Annotated in this window: 14 protein-coding genes and 1 tRNA gene; 11 read left to right on the top strand and 4 right to left on the bottom strand. The window is 71.7% G+C overall.

Translation table 11 applies throughout. From position 1 onward, the window contains the following. Positions 1–62: 62 nt before the first annotated feature. Together AQJ84_RS20795 and AQJ84_RS20790 are read left to right on the top strand one after the other, a co-directional pair. Positions 63–551, top strand: coding sequence for a DUF485 domain-containing protein (locus AQJ84_RS20795; RefSeq protein ID WP_030040971.1), 489 nt, complete (start codon positions 63–65; stop codon positions 549–551). After that, complete coding sequence (locus AQJ84_RS20790; RefSeq protein ID WP_030040972.1) at positions 548–2155, top strand: sodium/solute symporter; 1608 nt, start codon at positions 548–550, stop codon at positions 2153–2155. The genes AQJ84_RS20795 and AQJ84_RS20790 overlap by 4 nt, the downstream gene beginning before the upstream one ends. Before the next feature lie 150 nt (positions 2156–2305). Here the strand turns inward: AQJ84_RS20790 and AQJ84_RS20785 are convergent, their stop codons facing one another. The 3 genes from AQJ84_RS20785 to AQJ84_RS20770 all read right to left on the bottom strand — a co-directional run bounded on the left by AQJ84_RS20785 (position 2306) and on the right by AQJ84_RS20770 (position 7442). Beyond that, complete coding sequence (locus AQJ84_RS20785; protein WP_030040973.1) at positions 2306–3193, bottom strand: DivIVA domain-containing protein; 888 nt, start codon at positions 3191–3193, stop codon at positions 2306–2308. 230 nt (positions 3194–3423) lie between these two features. Next, a complete protein-coding gene (locus AQJ84_RS41095) occupies positions 3424–6444 on the bottom strand; it encodes an SUKH-4 family immunity protein (protein ID WP_079076139.1) in 3021 nt (1006 codons plus the stop codon). A gap of 8 nt (positions 6445–6452) precedes the next feature. After that, on the bottom strand, positions 6453–7442 hold the full coding sequence (locus tag AQJ84_RS20770) for an SMI1/KNR4 family protein (RefSeq protein ID WP_030043438.1): 990 nt from the start codon (positions 7440–7442) through the stop codon (positions 6453–6455). A gap of 298 nt (positions 7443–7740) precedes the next feature. Here AQJ84_RS20770 and AQJ84_RS20765 point away from each other — a divergent pair, with 298 nt between their 5' ends. Next, entirely contained in the window at positions 7741–8358 is a 618-nt protein-coding gene (locus AQJ84_RS20765) for a YwqJ-related putative deaminase (protein WP_030043439.1), read from the top strand. A gap of 103 nt (positions 8359–8461) precedes the next feature. Continuing rightward, a complete protein-coding gene (locus AQJ84_RS20760) occupies positions 8462–8956 on the top strand; it encodes an SUKH-3 domain-containing protein (RefSeq protein ID WP_030043440.1) in 495 nt (164 codons plus the stop codon). Between the two features lie 176 nt (positions 8957–9132). Here the strand turns inward: AQJ84_RS20760 and AQJ84_RS20755 are convergent, their stop codons facing one another. After that, positions 9133–10449 (bottom strand): sensor histidine kinase, encoded by a 1317-nt coding sequence (locus AQJ84_RS20755; protein WP_030043441.1) that lies wholly within the window; start codon positions 10447–10449, stop codon positions 9133–9135. A 434-nt stretch (positions 10450–10883) separates the two neighbouring features. Here AQJ84_RS20755 and AQJ84_RS20750 point away from each other — a divergent pair. From AQJ84_RS20750 to AQJ84_RS20720, 7 genes are all read left to right on the top strand, one after another. Then, a tRNA-Gln gene (locus AQJ84_RS20750) sits at positions 10884–10955 on the top strand. Positions 10956–11078: 123 nt separating this feature from the next. After that, a complete protein-coding gene (glmU, locus tag AQJ84_RS20745; RefSeq protein ID WP_079022779.1) occupies positions 11079–12527 on the top strand; it encodes a bifunctional UDP-N-acetylglucosamine diphosphorylase/glucosamine-1-phosphate N-acetyltransferase GlmU in 1449 nt (482 codons plus the stop codon). Positions 12528–12661: 134 nt separating this feature from the next. Beyond that, positions 12662–13636, top strand: coding sequence for a ribose-phosphate diphosphokinase (locus AQJ84_RS20740; RefSeq protein WP_030043442.1), 975 nt, complete (start codon positions 12662–12664; stop codon positions 13634–13636). Positions 13637–13832: 196 nt separating this feature from the next. Then, the gene (locus tag AQJ84_RS20735; protein WP_053193635.1) at positions 13833–14429 is read left to right on the top strand and encodes a 50S ribosomal protein L25/general stress protein Ctc; all 597 of its coding nucleotides are present in this window, start codon (positions 13833–13835) and stop codon (positions 14427–14429) included. Positions 14430–14504: 75 nt separating this feature from the next. Further along, the gene (pth, locus tag AQJ84_RS20730) at positions 14505–15101 is read left to right on the top strand and encodes an aminoacyl-tRNA hydrolase (protein ID WP_030043444.1); all 597 of its coding nucleotides are present in this window, start codon (positions 14505–14507) and stop codon (positions 15099–15101) included. Between the two features lie 64 nt (positions 15102–15165). Beyond that, complete coding sequence (locus AQJ84_RS20725; protein ID WP_030043445.1) at positions 15166–15657, top strand: hypothetical protein; 492 nt, start codon at positions 15166–15168, stop codon at positions 15655–15657. 134 nt (positions 15658–15791) lie between these two features. Further along, positions 15792–16493: an LPXTG cell wall anchor domain-containing protein gene (locus tag AQJ84_RS20720; protein ID WP_030043446.1), complete on the top strand. Its 702-nt coding sequence runs from the start codon at positions 15792–15794 to the stop codon at positions 16491–16493. Positions 16494–16500: the final 7 nt, after the last annotated feature.

Genomic DNA, 16500 nt, shown 5'->3' with positions numbered 1-16500 from the left:
TCCCACCCCCCAACTCCCTGCGGTCCGCACCGCACTGCTCGAGCCACGCAAGGAGCTCCGGGATGTCCTACGATCCGTCCCCGCCATACCAGCACGAACCGTACGAACCGCATGATGTGCCACGGCGCCACGGCTCCCCACCCCTCTACGACGCCTCCCCGCCCTACGCCACCTACCCGTGGCAACCCGTCGCCCCGCCCGAACCGGCGCCCGGACGGCGGACCGCGCACCGGCCCGCGCTCGGGCATCACAGTGATCTGCGGATCCTGCGCAGCGCCTACCGGTGGCAGCGCCGTACGGCCACGCTCACCGCACTGGGATACTTCACGCTCTTCCTGATCCTGTCCGCGTTCGCGCCGGGCCTCATGACGAGCGAGGTCTCCGACGGGCTTCCCACCGGCCTGCTGCTGGCGCTGATCCAGCTTCCCGTCACCTGGCTGGCGATCGGCCTGTACGAGCACACGGCCCGCCGTCACGTCGATCCGATCGCGGACCGCATCCGACGGGAGTCCGCGCTGAACGCCAAGCGGGAGGAGGCGGCGCGGCGATGACAGGCTTCAGTGACTCCGCGCAGGCGATGTCCCTGGTGGCGTTCTCGGCGGTCGCCACCATCACGCTCCTGCTGTGCGTGATGACCGGCCCGGACCGGGACGACCTCGACGAGTTCTACACCGGCTACAGCTCCCTGTCCCCCATGCGCAACGGCCTCGCCATCGCGGGGGACTACATCTCCGCCGCGTCCGTCCTCGGCACCGGCGGGGTCATCGCCCTGTGCGGCTACGACGGGGTCGTCCTCGCCCTCAGTACGGCGCTCTCGCTGATGCTGCTGATGTTCCTGCTGGCCGAACCCCTGCGCAACGCGGGCCGGTTCACGATGGGCGACGCGCTGGCGCGGCGGATGCCCGGGCGGGGCGTGCGGATCGCCGCGTGCGCGGTGACCATCGCCGCACTGCTGCCGCTGATGCTGGTGCAGTTGGCCGGCACCGGGCAGTTGGTGGCGTTCGTCCTCGGCTTCTCCGGCGACTCGCTGAAGACCGGCTGCATCGTCGGACTGGGCGCGCTGATGATCAGCTACGCGGCGATCGGCGGCATGAAGGGCACCGCCCTCATCCAGATCCTGAAGATCGTGATGCTGCTCGGCTCGGGTGCCGTGGTCGCCGTGCTGGTGATGCACAGGTTCGACTGGGATCCGGGCGCGCTGTTCGACACGGCCGCCGAGCAGAGCGGCGTGGGCTCCGCCTTCCTGGAGTCGGGACTGCAGTTCGCGGGCGGGCCCAACCCCCGGCTGGACATGATCACCGCGCAGCTGACGGTGGTCGTCGGCGGTGCCTGTCTGCCGCACGTCACCATGCGCATGTACACCGCCTCCAGCGCGCGTCAGGTGCGCCGCTCGATGTCGTGGGCGGTGTCGTCGGTGGTGCTGTTCGTACTGGTCGTCACGATCGTCGGGTTCGGTGCCACGGCGTTGATCGGCCGGGCCTTGATCGCGCGGGACGACCCGCAGGGCAACACGGCGTATCTGCTGGGGTCGAGGGCCGCCTTCGGCGCGGAGGTCTCCACGGCGGAGACCCTGCTCTTCACGACCGTCACCACGGCGATCTTCCTCACCCTGCTCGCCTCGGTCGCCGGCATGATCCTCGCCTGCGCCAACTCGCTCGCCCACGACGTGTTCGCGGCCCGGGTGCAGGAGATGTCCGAGCGCCGCGAGATGATGCTGGCGCGGCTGTCGGCCCTGGCGGTCGGCGTCGTCGCGATCGTGCTGGCCACCCTCGTCCAGCACCGCAGCCTGCAACCGCTGGTGACCCTGTCCTTCTGCCTGGGCGCCTCCGCCATCGCGCCCGCCCTGGTCTACAGCCTCTTCTGGCGCCGCTACACCCGCACGGGCCTGCTCAGCACCCTCATCGGCGGCTCGGTGACCGTGCTGCTGCTGATGCCGGGCACGAACCTGGTCTCGGGTTCGCCCGTCTCGGCCTTCCCCGACGCCGACTTCAACTGGTTCCCGTTCACCACGACGGGCCTGGTGTCGATCCCGGCCGGCTTCCTCTTCGGGTGGCTGGGGACGGTTGCCTCGGGGCGACAGAAGTCGGAGGAACAGCGCAAGCAGTACGAGGCCGTGGAGGCCTGGATCCTGGCGGGGGCGGTGCGGAAGAACTGACACCGCCGAGGGGCGCCCGCGCGGCGCCGGGCGCCCCTACCCACGCCTCCCGAACACGACCGGCGCTCCCGGCTCACCCGGCCCTCCTGGCTCACCAGGCTCACCCCGCTCTCCCGGCTCACCCGGCTCACTCGGCAACACGGGCGGCGGTCACTCCGTCGCCGCCTTCCCCGTGAGCGCCGTCAGACTGTTCCGCACGTGGTCCATCTGCGCCTGCACGTCGTCCCACGTCTCCTCGTGCTCCCGCAGCACCCGCTCCGTGTCCCGAACGATCTGCTCCTCCCGGGCGCGCGCCTGCGCGAGCACCTCCGCCGCACGTGCCGCCGCCTCCTCCTCCCGCTGCCGCGCCGACACCTCAGCCTCGGCGAACGCCTGCTCCGCCTCCGACAGCACGGCCTCGGCCCGCGCGACCCGCTCGGCGTGGTGCGCGTCCAGCGCGGCCGCGCGTTCCTCCGCCGCCCGCTCGACCTCGGCCAACCGCTCGGCGTGCCCATCGGCCTGATCCTGGAGCATCCCGGTGGAGCGCTGCCGCAACTCGCGCAACACCCCGAGGGCCTCACCGCGCGCCTCCTTCACCTCACGCCGGGCGTCGATGCGGATCTCGTCGGCCTCGGCGCCCGCCGCGAGCAGTCGCTGCCGGGCCTGCTCCTCGGCTTCGGCGCGTACGGCGTCAGCGTGCGCCTGCGCGGCCTCGCGCACGCCGTCCGCGCGCACCCGTGCCTCCTCCACCAGGAGCTGCGCCTCCTGCCGCGCCCCCTCCCGCACGGCGTCGGCCTCCTCCTGCCCGAGCTCGAAGAGCCGCCGAGCCCGCTCGCCGAGCGTCTCGTACGTCTGCGGGGCGAGCGACGTCACGGCCTCCCGCAGCCGGACGGCCTCCGCCTCCATGTCCCTGGCGAGCACGGTGAGCCGGGCGGCACGCTCCCAGGCCGCGTCACGGTCCCGGGAGAGGGCACCGGCGTACGCGTCGACCTGGTCGGGGCGGTAGCCGCGCCCCCGTACGGCCACGAATCCATGTGCCGGGACCGATACGCCGCTCATCCTGGAACCCCTCTCCGCCCAACCGTCATGAACCGATGTTTACCTGTGCGATCCATATGTATGGATGCGAAATGATGATTTCGCGCACATCTTGGTGTATCGGACGGAAGTGTTCATAACGCGACACTCCGCACACCGGTTACGGTCACGCGGCCCACACGAAAGGGCCGGGCCCGGTCACACGACCGGGCCCGGCCCTTCTCCCCGCGGGATTCGTCAGCCGGAGCGCCTCACAGCAGCCCGTCCCACATCTGCTCGAGGAGCACCGACCACCAGCTCTCCGGCGAACCGAGCGCCGCCGGATCGAGCGCGGCCAACTGGGCCTGGAAGTCGACGGTCCACCGTCCCGCCTGCTCCTGGTTCAGCCCGAACCTGAGCCGCCACATCCGCCCCAGCAGCGCGAGGCACCGCTGGAACTCGGGCAGCCCCGTGTTCACGAACTGTGGCGGTACGGGCGCCCCGCCGGGCCCCGCCTCCACCGGCACCGCCACGATGTTCGCCGTGCCGTACTGCACGCAGATCGCCCGGCCGAAGTCGCTGCCCATCACGAGGTACGAGCCCGCGTCCGAGGCCGGCTGCACCCCGCGCTCGGCCGCCAGCTCAGCCAGCGTCGGCACCGGCCGCCCCGGCTGGGCCTGCGCCCAGAAGAACGGCCCCATGTCCATCGGCAGCCCCGCCACCACCAGCGAGTGCGCCACGACCGGCGGCACGCCCTGCCGGGACACGGCGGCCTGCTCGAACCGGAAGAGCCCCGGTCCGAACGCCCCCGCCAGCTCCTGCGCCACGCCCTCCGGCGGAATCGGCGGCGCGGGCGGCACCTGCGGCAACGGCGCCCGGACGGGCGCCGGGCGGGCAGGACCGTCGGCGACCTGGTGCAACTCACCCTGGTGCTCGATCAGTTGCTGCATGCCTTGCTGCCGGCTCGCGTGGTCCGTGCCGTACGGCGCGATGCTCGTGATCCGTGCCTGGGGCCACTGCTCCCGGATCATCCGCGCACAGTAGGCGCCCGGCAGCTCGCACGACTCCAGCTCCGTGTGCAGCTCCAGCACCTGGTCCGGCGGCACGTTCATGCCACGCAGCTCGTGGAAGATCTGCCACTCCGGATGCGGCGTCCCCGGCGCCGAACGCCGGATCAGCTGCTGCTCGGAACCGTCCTGCGCGCGGTAGCGCAGGACGGCCTGATAGCCGGGTCCGACCGTCGGCTGCCCCTGCTGCTGCGGATAGCCGTACGCCGGCGGCTGCCCCGGACCGGGCTGCCCGGGGGGCGGCATGGCACCGGGCGGCATCGCGCCAGGAGGCACGGCACCGGGCGGCGGCATCGCGCCAGGAGGCATGCCCGGGGCGCCCGGGGCACCGGGCGCCCCGGGAGCCTGGGGCGGCGGAAACCCGCCGGGCCCGCCCACCGGAGGCGCGGCCAGCACGGTCTCCGCGTGGTGCACCGCACCCCGCCCACCGCCGGAAGCGTTCGGAACGCCGGGCGCGCCAGGGGCACCAGGCGGCTGCGGCGCGCCGGGCGCACCCGGCATGCCCGGCGGGCCCGGAGGCTGCGGTGCGCCCGGGGATCCCGGAGCACCGGGCGGCTTGGGCGCTCCGGGGGCGCCGGGCGTCCCCGGAGCGCCGGGCGGAGGCGGCGGAACCGGCCCGCCACCCATCCGCCCCGGATCGGCGAGCATCGTCGCCGCATGGTGCACCCCACCCGGAGGCGTACCACCGGGCACACCCGGCGGGTTCGGCTGACCGGGCGGGTTCGGCTGACCCGGCGGGTTCGGCTGACCGGGCTGCTGCGGAGCACCCGGACCGCCGACGGGTCCCTCGGGTCCCCCGGGTCCGCCGGGCCCTTCAGGGCCGTTGGGGCCGAGTGCCGACACCATCTGCGTCGGCACGTACCCACCCGCGGGCGCACCCGGCACGGGCGCACCGCCCGGACGCGCACCCGGCACCCCGGGGGCACCCGGCGGAGGAGGCGGATTCGCCCCGGCCCGGCGCGGCGGCGGCGCCGCCTTGCTCGTCGCGGCGTCGGCGATGTCCCCGGCGTTCGGCGCGAGCGACGGCCCGCCCGGCGCACCGGCCCCGGCAGCGGGAGGCTGCGACGCCGAGCCGTACGACGAAGGAGCCGACGGCGGCGGAGATGTGGCACCCACCGGGGGAGCCCCCGGAGGCACGGCACCAGGCGGAGGCGTGGCACCCGCCCCCGGCATACCGGGCGCACCCGCACCCCCGACCTGCGGATAGCCGTACGACGAAGGCGCGTGCGGCGGAGGCGTGGCACCCACGGCGGGAGCCCCCGGCGGAGGCGTGGCACCCGCCCCCGGCATACCGGGCGCACCCGCACCCCCGACCTGCGGATAGCCGTACGACGAAGGCGCGTGCGGCGGCGGAGGCATCGCACCGGCCGGCGGAGCACCAGGCGGCGGAGTGGCACCGGCCGGACCACCCGGCGCGGCCGCCCCCGGCCTGTTCGGGTCGTCGAGCGCCAGAGCGACCGCCGTCGGCGGCAGCTGGCTGCCGCCCGCGATCAGCGCGGTCTTGGCGTCCGGCGGCCCCGCGGGCGGTGCGTCCTCGTCGTCGGCACCGCTCAGCGGCGGCGCGAACACGGTCGCGGGCAACGGCACGGAACGGTCCTCACCGGCGTCCGCGTTGGTATCGGTCCCGGCCCAGGGCGTCGCCCCCTCGGGCACCCCCGCCGCGACCGGCACACCCGGCACAGACGCATCCGGCACAGGCGCACCCGGCACAGGCGCACCCGCCCCGCCGTACCCTCCGGGCATCCCGGCCTGCGTCTCGGGAAGCGACTGCCCGCCCCCGGACCCGGCAGCCGCACCACCACCGGTGCCGGCCGCCGCACCGCCGGAACCGGCGGCTCCCCGCCGGTCCGGAATCCCCAGCTTGTCCGCCGCCTCCTGCAACCACTCCGGCGGACTCAACAGGAAGGACGTCTGGTTCAGGTCGACCCGGGCGGCCGGCGCCGGTACCGCGTCGGCGACCGCGTCCACGCGGCCGTACTCCTCCTCGTACCGGCGGATCACCTCACCCACCGGCAGCGAGGGCCACAACGAGGCCTCCCCGCTGTCCCGGGCGATGACCAGCCGCTGACCGCCGCCGTCCGAACGCGGACCGTCCGCACGGTCCTCCGCCCACACCACGAACCCGAGGTCGAACTCCCGCACCCGCACCTCACGGTGCTGGTACGACGGCACGTCCCCGTTGATCCACTCCTCGGCGCGCTCCTGCGCCTGCGCAAACGTCACCATCGCCGAACTCACTCCCCCAGGGCAGAGACGGGCACCGGACGCGCGAAACCGCCGTCCACCATCAGATTCGCCACCGTCTCCAGCTCCGGCGGATTGCCCGCCAGCCGCGCCAGGAACGCGTCGAAGTCGTCACCGCACGGCAGCAGCAAGCGCTCCACCCGCTCGGCCGGCGGCCACGCCGGATCGACGTCCCGCGCGTCGTCGTACGCGCAGAACCACACCGACCCGATCCGCTCGCCCTTCACCTTCAACGCCAGCAGACCGCCCTGCACGAAACCCACGCTCAGGTAGTCCTTGGTCAGATGGTCACGCAGACACTTGTTGACGTACACGAGGTCGTTGACCGCCGCCTCGTCCCGCACCGTGAAGAACGGCTGGTCGATCAGCAGCCCCAACTCGGCGTCCAGGGCCGCGCCCACCGGCGCACACCCGCCCGCCGCCTTCAGGAACGACCGGTAGGCGCCCGGCAGCCGGTACCCGAGGTCCTCCTCGACGCCCAACACCTGCGACTCGGTCACCGCCACACCCGACTTCGGCAGCCCGAAGTGCACGGGACGCGTCTCCTGAAGCGGCCGCGTCCCCCTCTTGTTCTGGTCCACCACCGCCGTCGCGACGCCACCGTGGTGCCGCAGCAACGCCTTCACGTCCACCGGCACCAGTTCCAGCCGCCGCGAACCCGCCGCGTGATGCCACGTCCAGCCGTGCGGCGTCGCCACCGCGGGCACCGTGTCCCACAACTCGTGGCCGGTGGCCGCCAACGCGGCGTTCGCCGACACGTAGTCCGTCAGCCGCAGCTCGTCGACTCCGAAACCCTCCGGCGGATCGGCGATCTCCGCGGCCGCACGCGCGTAGGGCGAGAAGTCGGGGTAGCCGTGCTCGTCCACCCGCACCCCTCTCGGGTGACGGGCCGCCCGGACCGGATCCGGGAAATGCACGACCTGCCCGGCGTAGGCCGCGTTCGGCGGCGCGGCTTGCTGCCCGAGCCGACCTGTCGTCATGGCGGTTGCCCCCTGCGGCACTCTGGTACGACCCGCAGCGACCCCCATTCGGTCACTACGCCCCGTATCGACTGTCTCGTCCGTACCCACGCGTAGCCCGCGTGGATCGCGGTGCCGACAGCCTATGCGGTACGACGAGACCGGTCACCGGGCACCGGTCAGCCCCCCTCCGCTTCCGTGACCAGCCGTCACCCCGCCGTGACAGCCAGCCCAAACCCGGGCGTGTCGCACCGCCCCAGCTTCCGCACCAGCCACGCGGTTTGGCACTCTGTGTGATCCGGGGGATGCTCGGGAGGGGATGACGATCATGAACGCGACGCAGACGGGACCACATCCGGGACCGCGACCGGTCCCGCCCGGCGGCCAACGGACCGCTCCGCACACCCACACGGGCCCGCACACCGGCCCTCACCACGCGGGTCCGCGCACCGGCCCCTCCGGCGATCCCCGCATCGGCTGGAGCAGCACCGAAGCCCCGCACGCCCCGACCCTGCGCCACCGCCGCGACGGCATACTCCCCACCGTCGCCGCCGCCCTCTCCGTACGCGGCGCCACCCTCACCGGCACCGCCGCCCGCGGCGACCAGCCCCCCGCCCTGCACCCCCTGGTCCAGGACTTCCTCGACACCCTCCCCAGCGACAGACGCGACCGCTTCACCGGCCGCTGCGCCGAGACCATGCTGATCTCCCGGCACATCGCCACCCTCGACGCCGCCCGCAGCAAACGCGCCGCCCGCAGACCGATGACCAACGGCGAGGCCCGCAAGGCCCTCAAGCAGGCCAAGCTCACCGCCCGCCGCATCCGCGAGGACGGCGACCCCCTCCACGGCAGCTTCGCCCCGCCCTGCCGCGCCTGCACGGCCCTCAGCGCCCACTTCGGCGTCCGCGTCGTCGACCCCACGACCACGGACGACTGAATCCTTCCCACGCCCCGCACGTACACCCACACGGGACCGAACCGCGACCGCCGCGGCCTCGGCGCTCCCGACGGATCCGACGCTCCCGACGAACCAAGGGCAGATGCACCCCGACCGCACCTCCACCACCCGCTTCCCCGTCCCCGTCGACGCGGCCCTGCGCGCCGCCGGCTGGCAGCCGGGGCGCTGGGACATAAAGCAGGCCGAGATCTGGGCCGACGCCCTGCGCGAACACACCTCACCCGCCGGACACCGGCACGCCGTCTTCCCCGCCGCCGTCGAGGCCTGGGCCGAGTTCGGCGGCCTCCACCTCGAACCCACCGGCCCCGGCCGCCAGATCGCCCCCGCCGCCCTGCACTTCGACCCGCTGTACGGCCTCCACCTGGCCCGCACTCTCGGCGACCTCGGCCGCGCCCTCGACACCGAGGTCTGCCCCCTCGGCGCCGAGACCGACACCCAGGCCATCCTCGCCATCGACGCCGAAGGCCGCGTCTACGCCCTCGACCACACCGGCGACTGGTACCTGGGCCCCGACGTCGACCAGGCCCTGGCCGTCCTCGTCTCCGGCGTCGAACCGACCCGCCTGACCGCGGGCTGACACCCGGCACACCCCGCACACACGACACGGGGCGCATCGCCACCACGACGATCCGCCCCACAGATCCGCTACGCCGCCCCGCCCGGCGCCCCCTACGAAGCCGGACTCACCGCCTCCGAAGCCGGACCCACCCCCGCCAAAGCCGGACTCACCCCCGCCTCAGCCCGAATCACCGCCTACGAAGCCGGAATCACCGCCGACACCCGGAAACCGCCCGCGTCCGTCGGCCCCGACACGAACACCCCGCCCAGCGCCACGACCCGCTCCCGCATCCCCACCAGCCCGTTGCCCCCCGACGGCAACCGCGCCGACGACGCCGACGACGCCTCCGGCGGCGGCTCGTTCTCCACCTGCATCGCGATCTCCGACACCCGGTGCGCGAGCCGTACGTACGTCTTCGCCCCCGCCGCGTGCTTGTGGACGTTCGTCAACGCCTCCTGCACCACCCGGAACGCCGTCTGCTCGATGTCCGCGGCATACGACCGCGTGTCCCCCTCCACCGACAGGTCCACCACCATCCCCGCGGCCGCGGACTGCCCCACCAGCACGTCCAGATCCGACAGACACGGCCCGTCCGCCACACCCTCCTCGTCCACCACCCGCGAAGCCGCCACCGCCGCGGCCACCCCCACCGCCGCCAACGGCACACCGTCCCGCCGCGGGGCAGCCCGGCCGTCCCCCGAACGCAACACCCCGAGCATCTCCCGCAGCTCGGTCAACGCCTGCCGCCCCATGTCACCCACCAGCGCGGCGTTCCTCACGGCCTTCTCCGGATCCTTGCGCGCGACCGCCTGCAACGCGGCCGCGTGCACCACCATCAGACTCACCCGGTGCGCCACCACGTCGTGCATCTCACGCGCGATCCGGGTCCGTTCCTCGTTCCGTGCCCACTCCGCCCGCTCCTCGGCCCGCTCGGCCAGCAGCTGAAGCTCCCGCTCCAGACTGTCCGCCCGCTCCCGCAGACTCTCCATCAACCGGCGCCGGGCCCCCACGTACAGCCCGAGCAGCAACGGCGGCGCGGTCAGCCCCAGGGACGTGGTGATCGCCGCGAACGGGACGAACCAGTCCCCCAGCGTCAGATCACCGCGCGCCATGTCCTGCCGCACCCGCACGAACGTCACGATCAACGTGCCCACCAGCGACATCCCCGCCAGCGAGCCGATGATCCGGCGCGGCAGCTCCGACGCGGCCAGCGTGTACAGGCCGACGATGCCCATCAGGAAACCCATCTGGGCGGGCGTGATGGCGATCGACACCAGCACGACGGCGATCGGCCACCGGCGGCGCAGCACCAGCACCGAGCCGGCCGCCAGCCCGAACACCACTCCCGCGGCGACCGGGATCCCCGCGTCGCGCGCGAAGGGGACCCCCTCCACCGCGCACTCCACCGCGGACGCCACGGCCAGACTCACGTCCAGCACCGCACTGCGCCACCTCGCCCACCACCACGGCCCTCCCAAGGCCGTCGCGCGGTCTTCCCCCGTCGTGGTCATGTCTCCAGCCTACGGGCGGCGGGTGCCCCTTTTCCGGTGAGTTTCCGTGACTGGCCTACACCACACCCCGTGATCGAACGACGACGAAATCGCCCGATATCCCTCGAACTGCTGAATCGCTCACCGTTCGACACCGGAGGACCGGATTCCGCCCGGACGGTATGCCCGTGGCACATCCAAACGGCACGTACGCGAACTTCGAGGCGCTGCGGGAGCGGGCGTGGGCGCGGACGTCTCCACGTTCCAGCACTCCGCCCTCAAACAGCACCCCCCAGGACGAACCGGAAGAACACGTCGGAGACCTGTCGAGGTTGCCTGGTCATCCACGTCGGCAAGAGCGCCGAGTTGTACCGTCGCATGGAAGGCGCTTGGTACGGCATAGTGTTGGGTGCCACCTCGGCGCTCCAACCGAATGTCCGGTTCAGTCGAGTTATTCCCCCGTGGTGTAATTGGCAGCACTGTGGCTTTTGGTGCCATCTGTCCGGGTTCGAGTCCTGGCGGGGGAGCATTCGCTCAGTTCGGGTCCTGACCAGTGACAGCACTGTCAGGACCCACTCTCATGTCCCCCACGAAACGCCCCGGTATCCTGCGGATGTCACCCCTCCCCCTCCACAGCCGAAGGGCATCCCGTGAGCGCCATTCGCCCGGCCGCCGTCGTCGTTCTCGCAGCGGGTGAGGGCACCCGTATGAAGTCGGCCACACCCAAGGTTCTGCACGAGATCTGCGGCCGGTCCCTCGTGGGGCATGTGCTGGCCGCCGCGCGTGAGTTGCGGCCCGAGAACCTCGTCGTGGTCGTGGGCCACGCCCGCGAGAAGGTCACCGCGCACCTGGCGGAGACCGACGCCGAGGTCCGCACGGCCGTGCAGGCGCAGCAGAACGGTACGGGGCATGCCGTACGGATGGGCCTGGAGGAGCTGGGCGGTTCCGTGGACGGGACCGTCGTCGTGGTGTGCGGGGACACCCCGCTCCTGTCGGGTGAGACCCTGCGGCAGCTCGCCGAGACGCACGCCGCCGACGGCAACGCGGTCACCGTGCTGACGGCCGAGGTGCCGGACGCCACCGGATACGGCCGTATCGTGCGCGACGCCGCCTCCGGGGCGGTGACGGCGATCGTGGAGCACAAGGACGCCGACGTGGCGCAGCGGGCGATCCGGGAGATCAACTCGGGGGTGTTCGCCTTCGACGGGCAGCTCCTCGCCGACGCCCTGAAGAAGGTCCGTACGGACAACTCGCAGGGCGAGGAGTACCTGACGGACGTCCTGGGGATTCTGCGTGAGGCCGGGCACCGGGTGGGCGCTTCGGTGGCCGGCGACCATCGTGAGATCGCGGGGATCAACAACCGGGTGCAGCTCTCCGAGGCCCGTCGGATCCTCAACGAGCGTCTGCTGCACGGTGCGATGCTCGCCGGCGTGACGGTCGTCGACCCGGCCACCACGTGGGTCGACGTGACCGTCACCTTCGAGCAGGACGCGATCGTGCACCCGGGCACGCAGTTGCACGGCTCCACGCATCTCGGTGAGGGCGCCGAGGTCGGCCCCAACTCGCGGCTCACCGACACCCGGGTCGGGGCGGGAGCCCGTGTCGACAACACGGTGGCGGACGGCGCGGAGGTCGGCCCGCAGGCGACCGTGGGTCCGTTCGCCTATCTCCGGCCCGGTACGCGTCTGGGGCTACGGTCCAAGGTGGGTACGTACGTGGAGACGAAGAACGCGTCGATCGGGGAGGGGACGAAGGTCCCGCATCTCTCGTACGTCGGTGACGCGACAATCGGTGACCACACCAACATCGGTGCCGCGAGCGTGTTCGTGAACTACGACGGGCAGGACAAGTACCACACGACGGTCGGCTCGCACTGCCGCACCGGTTCGGACAACATGTTTGTGGCGCCTGTCACGGTCGGGGACGGCGCGTACACGGCCGCGGGGTCCGTGATCACGAAGGACGTGCCGCCCGGTTCGCTGGCCGTGGCCCGTGGCCAGCAGCGGAATATCGAGGGTTGGGTGGCTCGCAAGCGTCCGGGGAGCGCGGCCGCGAAGGCGGCCGAGGCGGCGTCCCGGCAGGGCGAGAGCGAAGGCTGACCGGAAACGGGCGCCTCGAACTCGGCGTACCGTGATAAGTGCACACCCGCACCCCACCAGCCGAGACGGCCTCTCGCAGCCAGCTGAGACGGTCGATCGGTACCCAGTTGAGACACCTCTGAGGAGACAGTGCTGTGACCGGGATCAAGACGACCGGCGAGAAGAAGATGATGTTCTTCTCCGGCCGCGCCCACCCCGAGCTTGCCGAGGAGGTCGCCCAGCAGCTGGGTGTCGGGGTTGTCCCGACGAAGGCCTTCGACTTCGCTAACGGCGAGATCTATGTGCGTTACCAGGAGTCGGCTCGTGGTGCGGACTGCTTTCTGATCCAGAGCCACACGGCTCCGATCAACAAGTGGATCATGGAGCAGTTGATCATGATCGACGCGCTGAAGCGCGCGTCGGCCCGCTCCATCACCGTGATCGTGCCGTTCTACGGTTACGCGCGGCAGGACAAGAAGCACCGTGGGCGTGAACCCATCTCGGCGCGTCTGATCGCGGACATGATGAAGACGGCCGGCGCCGATCGCATCCTGACCGTGGACCTGCACACGGACCAGATCCAGGGCTTCTTCGACGGCCCCGTCGACCACCTGTTCGCGCTGCCGCTGCTCGCGGACTACGTGGGCGCGAAGGTGGACCGGAACAAGCTCACGGTGGTGTCCCCGGACGCCGGCCGGGTGCGGGTCGCGGACCGCTGGTGCGACCGGCTCGGTGCGCCGCTGGCGATCGTGCACAAGCGCCGCGACAAGGACGTGGCGAACCAGGTGACCGTCCACGAGGTCGTGGGTGAGGTCAAGGGCCGCGTGTGCATCCTCGTCGACGACATGATCGACACGGGTGGCACGATCTGCGCCGCCGCGGACGCGCTGTTCGCGCACGGCGCCGAGGACGTCATCGTGACGGCGACGCACGGTGTGCTGTCGGGTCCGGCGGCCGACCGCCTGAAGAACTCCAAGGTGAGCGAGTTCGTCTTCACCAACACCCTGCCCACCCCGAACGAGCTGGAGCTCGACAAGATCACGGTGCTGTCGATCGCACCGACGATCGCGAGCGCGGTGCGTGAGGTGTTCGAGGACGGTTCGGTGACGAGCCTCTTCGACGAGCAGTAAGGGTTCGCCGGAAGATCCTTTTGGGTGCGGCCTCCCACTCCGAGTAGACTGCTGCAGTTGCTCGGCGAGGGAGGCCGTTCTCCGTCCGTACCTGTACGACGGTGGGCCGGCTGTCCGTTATCGACGCGCTCTTCGTAGCAGGCCGTTCGTGGCCGGGTGACCACGTCCGTTCCGAGTTCTACGAGGAGTGATCCCCATGTCCGAGGTCAAGCTGACCGCGTCGACCCGTAGCGAGTTCGGCAAGGGTGCCGCCCGCCGCATCCGCCGTGACAACAAGGTTCCCGGCGTTCTGTACGGTCACGGTTCCGACCCGATCCACCTGACCCTTCCGGGCCACGAGCTGCTGCTCGCGCTGCGCACGCCGAACGTCCTGATCGCCCTGGACATCGACGGCAAGAGCAACGAGCTGGCGATCCCGAAGTCCGTGCAGCGTGACCCGATCAAGGGCTTCCTGGAGCACGTCGACCTCCAGCTGGTGAAGCGCGGCGAGCAGGTCAACGTCGAGATCTACGTGCACACCGAGGGCGAGCTGGCCCCGGGCGGCAACCTGCTGGAGCACGTCCTGAACGCGCTTCCGGTCGAGGCCGAGGCCACTCACATCCCCGAGTCGGTCACCGTGTCCGTCGAGGGCCTGACGGCCGGCGACTCCATCCTCGCCAAGGACATCACCCTGCCGAAGGGCACCACGCTGGCCGTCGAGGGTGACACGGTCGTCCTGCAGGTCCTGGCCGCGCAGGCCGAGGAGTCCGCGGAGGGCGAGGACGCCGAGGGCGCCGAGTCCGCCGAGGCCTGATCCTCGGCTTCGTCGTTTCGTCAGCCGCTGTTCCCGTCGGGAGCGGCGGCTGGCGCGTATCAAGGAGACACGTAGGTGACGACCGATGCAGGCGCCCCCTGGCTGATCGTCGGCCTCGGCAATCCGGGGCCGGACTACGCCGCCAACCGGCACAACGTCGGCTTCATGGTCGCCGATCTGCTCGCGGAGCGGATGGGGGGCAGGTTCAAGCGGGCCGGGAAGGCGCAGGCGCAGGTCGTGGAGGGGCGGATCGGGCCGCCCGGGCCGGCGAACCGGCGGGTGGTGCTGGCGAAGCCGATGTCGTACATGAACCTGTCGGGTGGTCCGGTGAACGCCCTCAAGGACTTCTACAAGGTGCCCGTCGCGAACATCGTGGCCATCCACGACGAGCTGGACATCGACTACGGCGTGCTCAGGCTGAAGCTCGGCGGCGGGGACAACGGGCACAACGGGCTGAAGTCGATGACGAAGGCGATGGGCGCCGACTACCACCGGGTGCGGTTCGGGATCGGGCGGCCTCCGGGCCGTATGCAGGTCGCGGACTTCGTGCTGAAGGACTTCTCGTCGGCGGAGCGCAAGGAACTGGGCTACTTCGTGGACCGGGCGGCGGACGCGGTGGAGTGTCTGGTGATCGAGGGGCTGGAGCGGGCGCAAAGCACGTACAACTCCTGACTTGTCGGGTCGCCGGGACCCGCGAAGTTGACGGTCCGTCCAGGCATGGCCAATGATCCCCGCCATGCCTGCCACAGCCACCTCCTCCCGTCAGGCCTCGCTCGTCGCGCTGCGGTTCGGTCGCCTCGCGGCGATGGGTACGGTCGCGGCGCTGATCCTGATCGCGGGGGTGTGGGGGTCCTGGGGCACCGCTCAGCACGTGATGCTCACCAAGGGGCGGGAGCGGGGCACGGTCCTGGTGGACCGGTGCGACGGCGGGACCTGTACGGGTCCCTACACGCCCGCGTCGACCGGTTCGACGGCCAGGAAGAGCGTGGTCATCGAGGACACGGTCGCCGTGCGCGGGGGACAGACGTACGCCGTGGTGGTGAAGCCCGGCAGCGACGAGGTGGTCCGCTCGGGGCCGGCCGGGATCCTCTACTCCTGGGTTCCGATGGGCGGTGCGCTGCTGCTCGCGTCGGTCGTGGTGGCGGGCGGGCTGCGGCGGACGCGGGTCGCGTGGGCGCTGGCGGGGTCGGGGATCGCGCTGCTCACCGCGGCGTTCGTGACCATCTGAGGGGTTTGGCCGTTCTGAAGTCCTGTGGAGGGACTTAGTGTTGCCTGTTCGTGATTGACCTGCGGTCAGTCCGGGCTGGATGCTGAGCCGCCCCCTCCACATCTTCCGCAAACATCTCGAAGATGGACTACTGCATGCGCAACCTCTCTCGTGCCGGCGTTCTGTCCGCCGTCGCAGCGGCAGCCTTCGTGGCCGCCCCCCTGGCACACGCCACCGCTCCCGGCGACAACGGCACAGTGAAGATCCACGACGCCACCACCGGCGAGGAGCTCCGCAAGAACGAGCCGCACGTCTGCACGTTCTACCTCGACGCCTTCGGCTTCGACGCCGTCCAGGAGGTCGACTGGCACATCGAGGCGTGGGCCCCGACGGCCGACGTCAAGGGCGAGACCGTCAAGTCCGGCGAGATCACCCTGGATGCCGACGGCCACGGCCGTACCGAGGACCTCTCGCTGCCCGACGGCCACTACAAGCTGTTCTGGAACTTCGAGGGCGAGAAGGGTTCCGCCAAGCACAAGGTGTTCTGGACGGACTGTGAGGACGACGGAGAGGGCGGCGGTTCGACGCCGTCCGGGTCGGCCTCCCCGAGCTCTTCGCCGAGCTCGTCGCCGAGCTCCTCCGCGAGCGAGTCGGCGAGCCCGTCCGCGTCGCCCAGCCCGGGCTCGTCGACCGGCGAGTCGGCGGACCCGTCGGTCTCCTCCTCCCCGTCCGCCCAGGGCCCGGGCGGCGACCTCGCCGAGACCGGCAACGGTGCTCCCGTAGGCCTGCTGGCCGGTCTCGCGGCCGCGCTGGTCGCGGGAGGCGGATTCCTCATGCTGCGTCGCCGTAAGGCCTGATCACACA

It is taken from the genome of Streptomyces resistomycificus, from assembly GCF_001514265.1.
GTDB classification, from domain to species: domain Bacteria; phylum Actinomycetota; class Actinomycetes; order Streptomycetales; family Streptomycetaceae; genus Streptomyces; species Streptomyces resistomycificus.
Note: the sequence above shows the minus strand (reverse complement) of the source record. Positions and strands in the feature narration are given on the sequence as shown.

Bases quoted from the DNA above. Each gene is read 5' to 3' on its own strand.
- AQJ84_RS41095 (WP_079076139.1), bottom strand. From the start codon at position 6,444: ATGGTGACGTTTGCGCAGGCGCAGGAGCGCGCCGAGGAGTGGATCAAC.
- AQJ84_RS20770 (WP_030043438.1), bottom strand. From the start codon at position 7,442: ATGACGACAGGTCGGCTCGGGCAGCAAGCCGCGCCGCCGAACGCGGCC.
- AQJ84_RS20765 (WP_030043439.1), top strand. From the start codon at position 7,741: ATGACGATCATGAACGCGACGCAGACGGGACCACATCCGGGACCGCGA.
- AQJ84_RS20790 (WP_030040972.1), top strand. From the start codon at position 548: ATGACAGGCTTCAGTGACTCCGCGCAGGCGATGTCCCTGGTGGCGTTC.
- AQJ84_RS20720 (WP_030043446.1), top strand. From the start codon at position 15,792: ATGCGCAACCTCTCTCGTGCCGGCGTTCTGTCCGCCGTCGCAGCGGCA.
- AQJ84_RS20755 (WP_030043441.1), bottom strand. From the start codon at position 10,449: ATGACCACGACGGGGGAAGACCGCGCGACGGCCTTGGGAGGGCCGTGG.
- AQJ84_RS20735 (WP_053193635.1), top strand. From the start codon at position 13,833: ATGTCCGAGGTCAAGCTGACCGCGTCGACCCGTAGCGAGTTCGGCAAG.
- AQJ84_RS20725 (WP_030043445.1), top strand. From the start codon at position 15,166: ATGCCTGCCACAGCCACCTCCTCCCGTCAGGCCTCGCTCGTCGCGCTG.
- AQJ84_RS20795 (WP_030040971.1), top strand. From the start codon at position 63: ATGTCCTACGATCCGTCCCCGCCATACCAGCACGAACCGTACGAACCG.
- AQJ84_RS20785 (WP_030040973.1), bottom strand. From the start codon at position 3,193: ATGAGCGGCGTATCGGTCCCGGCACATGGATTCGTGGCCGTACGGGGG.
- AQJ84_RS20760 (WP_030043440.1), top strand. From the start codon at position 8,462: ATGCACCCCGACCGCACCTCCACCACCCGCTTCCCCGTCCCCGTCGAC.